This is a genomic window from Flavobacterium sp., from assembly GCF_044368995.1.
Taxonomy (GTDB): domain Bacteria; phylum Bacteroidota; class Bacteroidia; order Flavobacteriales; family Flavobacteriaceae; genus Flavobacterium.
This window is the reverse complement of the sequence record NZ_JBIPMS010000168.1, coordinates 1-2,767: the sequence shown is the minus strand read 5'-3', so window position 1 is coordinate 2,767 and position 2,767 is coordinate 1. Positions and strand designations below refer to the sequence as shown.

The following is a 2,767-nucleotide window of genomic DNA, read 5'->3' as shown; positions in this document are numbered from 1 at the left end:
TAGTAAACGGATCAATTACCACATTTCTTGCAATTTTTGCACCTGGATGAACGTATGCTAATGGTTGATTCATATATTTATATTATTTTATGTATAAATGTTTAAAAGTGATTGAAACAGTTCCAAACAAAAGATTCTTTACTTATTGGTTTTTAACTTTTACAATTTGGGCCATTAATTCGGCTTCCGATACTAATTTTCCGTTGGCATATGCATAAGCCTGCATGTGGCAAATTCCTCTTCTGATAGGCGTTATCAATTCGCATTTAAAAATTAAAGTATCACCTGGTAAAACTTTTTGTTTGAATTTTACATTATCTATTTTCATAAAAAAGGTAAGATAATTTTCAGGATCGGGTACGGTACTTAAAATTAAAATACCACCAGTTTGTGCCATGGCTTCTACTTGCAACACACCAGGCATTACGGGTGCACCTGGAAAATGTCCTATAAAGAAAGGTTCATTCATAGTCACGTTTTTTAAGCCCACTACATGTGTTTTTGATAATTCTAAAATTTTATCTACTAATAAAAACGGCGGTCTGTGGGGTAACAAGTCCATGATTCCGTGGATATCTAATACTGGGTCTTTGTGTAAATCGTAAACGGGTATTTGGTTTTTTTCTTCCAACTTAATAATTTTTGATAGTTTTTTTGCAAATTGCGTATTTACAAAATGTCCTGGTTTATTTGCTATTACCTTTCCTTGAATTCTTCTTCCAATTAAAGACAAATCACCTACTACATCTAATAATTTATGACGTGCTGCTTCATTTGGATGGTGCAACGTTAAATTATCTAAAATTCCGTTTTCTTTAACTGAAATATGTTCTTTATTAAATGCTTTCTTTAAATTACCCATAGTTTCTTCAGAAATTTCTTTATCTACGTAAACTATGGCATTATTTAAATCGCCACCTTTAATTAATCCGTTGTTTAATAACGCTTCTAATTCATGTAAGAAACTAAATGTTCTACATTCGGCTATTTCCGATTTAAAATCAGAAATGTTTTTCATGTTTGCATTTTGTGTTCCTAATACTTTTGTACCAAAATCAACCATTGCAGTTACACAATACCCATCGCTTGGTATTATAGTAATTTCGCTGCCTGTAGCTTCATCTAAATATGAAATTACATCTTTTACAACATATATTTTTCGTTCGGCTTCTTGCTCAAAAGTTCCCGCTTTTTCTAGTGCTTCTACAAAATATTTTGAAGAACCATCCATAATTGGTAATTCAGAAGAATTTAATTCAATAATCACATTATCTAAATCACATCCTACTAAAGCTGCTAAAACATGCTCAGGTGTTTGAATCATGACACCTAATTTTTCTAAATTAGTACCACGTTGTGTATTTACTACATAATTGGCATCTGCTTCAATAATTGGGCTTCCTTCTAAATCGACACGTACAAATGTAAAACCATTGTTTATGGGTGCAGGTTTAAAAGTCATTGTCACTTCCTGACCCGTATGAAGTCCGACACCTTTTAAAGAAATTTCGCTTTTTAGAGTTGTTTGTTTTAACATGATTTTATGTATTATTCTTTTTTAATTCTTCTATTTCATTAACTATTTTAGGTAAATTTCTAAAGTGTACGAATGACTTTGCAAAATCGCCATAATTAAATGCTGGGCTACCTTGTACTACTTCTCCGTCTTTTAAACTTTTTCCTATACCTGATTGGGCTTGTATTTTTACCCTATCGCCTATTGTAATATGTCCCGCAATACCTACTTGTCCGCCAATCATACAGTTTTTACCAATTTTGGTAGAACCTGCAATACCGGTTTGAGCCGCAATAACGGTGTTTTCTCCAATTTCTACATTATGTGCCACTTGAATTTGGTTGTCTAACTTCGCTCCTTTTCGGATATACGTAGTTCCTAATGTAGCTCTATCTACTGTAGAACAAGAACCAATTTCAACATCATCTTCAATTACAACATTTCCAATTTGTGGAATTTTTGTAAACGAACCATCTTCTTGTGGTGCAAAACCAAATCCATCAGAACCAATAATAGTTCCAGAGTGAATGGTAACATGATTGCCTATTTCTGTTTCAGAATAAACTCTTACCCCAGCAAAAAAGACACAACCATCACCTATAACTACATTGTCACCAATAAAACTATTGGGATATATTTTTACATTATTTCCAATACTTACATTTTTACCAATGTAGCAAAAACTACCTAAATATAAATCGTCACCGTAAGTTACGCCTTCCGAAATTACTGAAGGTTGCTCTATACCCGATTTCATTAGTTTTACTTTATTGTAATATTCTAACAATTTTGAAAATGAACTATAAGCGTCATCTACTTTAATTAGTGTCGCTTTTACTTCATTTTCAAGTTCATAAGATTTATTTACAATAACTATTGTAGCGCTTGTGCTGTATAAATAATTGGCATACTTAGTGTTGGCTAAAAAAGTTAATGAACCTGTAGTTCCTTCTTCTATTTTAGCTAATTTATAAACTTCAGCATCTGGATTTCCAAAAACTTCTCCATCCAATATGCCCGCTATTTGTGCTGCTGTAAATTTCATCTTTGCAAAAATATAAAAATTAACCTTAATCTACCGCTTTCGGATAACAAATAAAATATTTGATGATGGTTTTAGATAATGCTTTAAGATGCATTTGATCTGATGCCTCAACTACATTTTCAATTGTTTTATCCTTTTTTAATATTCTAATTGGTTCAGAAGATTTGCTGTATGCTTCATTTTTTATTTTCCCCTTAAACACAAAA

At 31.9% G+C, this 2,767-nt stretch carries 2 protein-coding genes and 1 pseudogene; all 3 read right to left on the bottom strand.

What is annotated here, in order from left to right; genetic code table 11:
• Positions 1–142 precede the first annotated feature (142 nt).
• A complete protein-coding gene (locus ACIQ2I_RS08920) occupies positions 143–1,537 on the bottom strand; it encodes a bifunctional UDP-3-O-[3-hydroxymyristoyl] N-acetylglucosamine deacetylase/3-hydroxyacyl-ACP dehydratase (RefSeq protein ID WP_396182058.1) in 1,395 nt (464 codons plus the stop codon).
• A 4-nt stretch (positions 1,538–1,541) separates the two neighbouring features.
• Positions 1,542–2,561 carry a UDP-3-O-(3-hydroxymyristoyl)glucosamine N-acyltransferase gene (lpxD, locus tag ACIQ2I_RS08915; protein WP_396182057.1) on the bottom strand — a complete coding sequence of 340 codons (1,020 nt, stop codon included), beginning with the start codon at positions 2,559–2,561 and terminating at the stop codon, positions 1,542–1,544.
• Positions 2,562–2,586: 25 nt separating this feature from the next.
• Positions 2,587–2,767 (bottom strand): annotated as a pseudogene (locus tag ACIQ2I_RS08910) (phosphohydrolase); the annotation flags it as partial.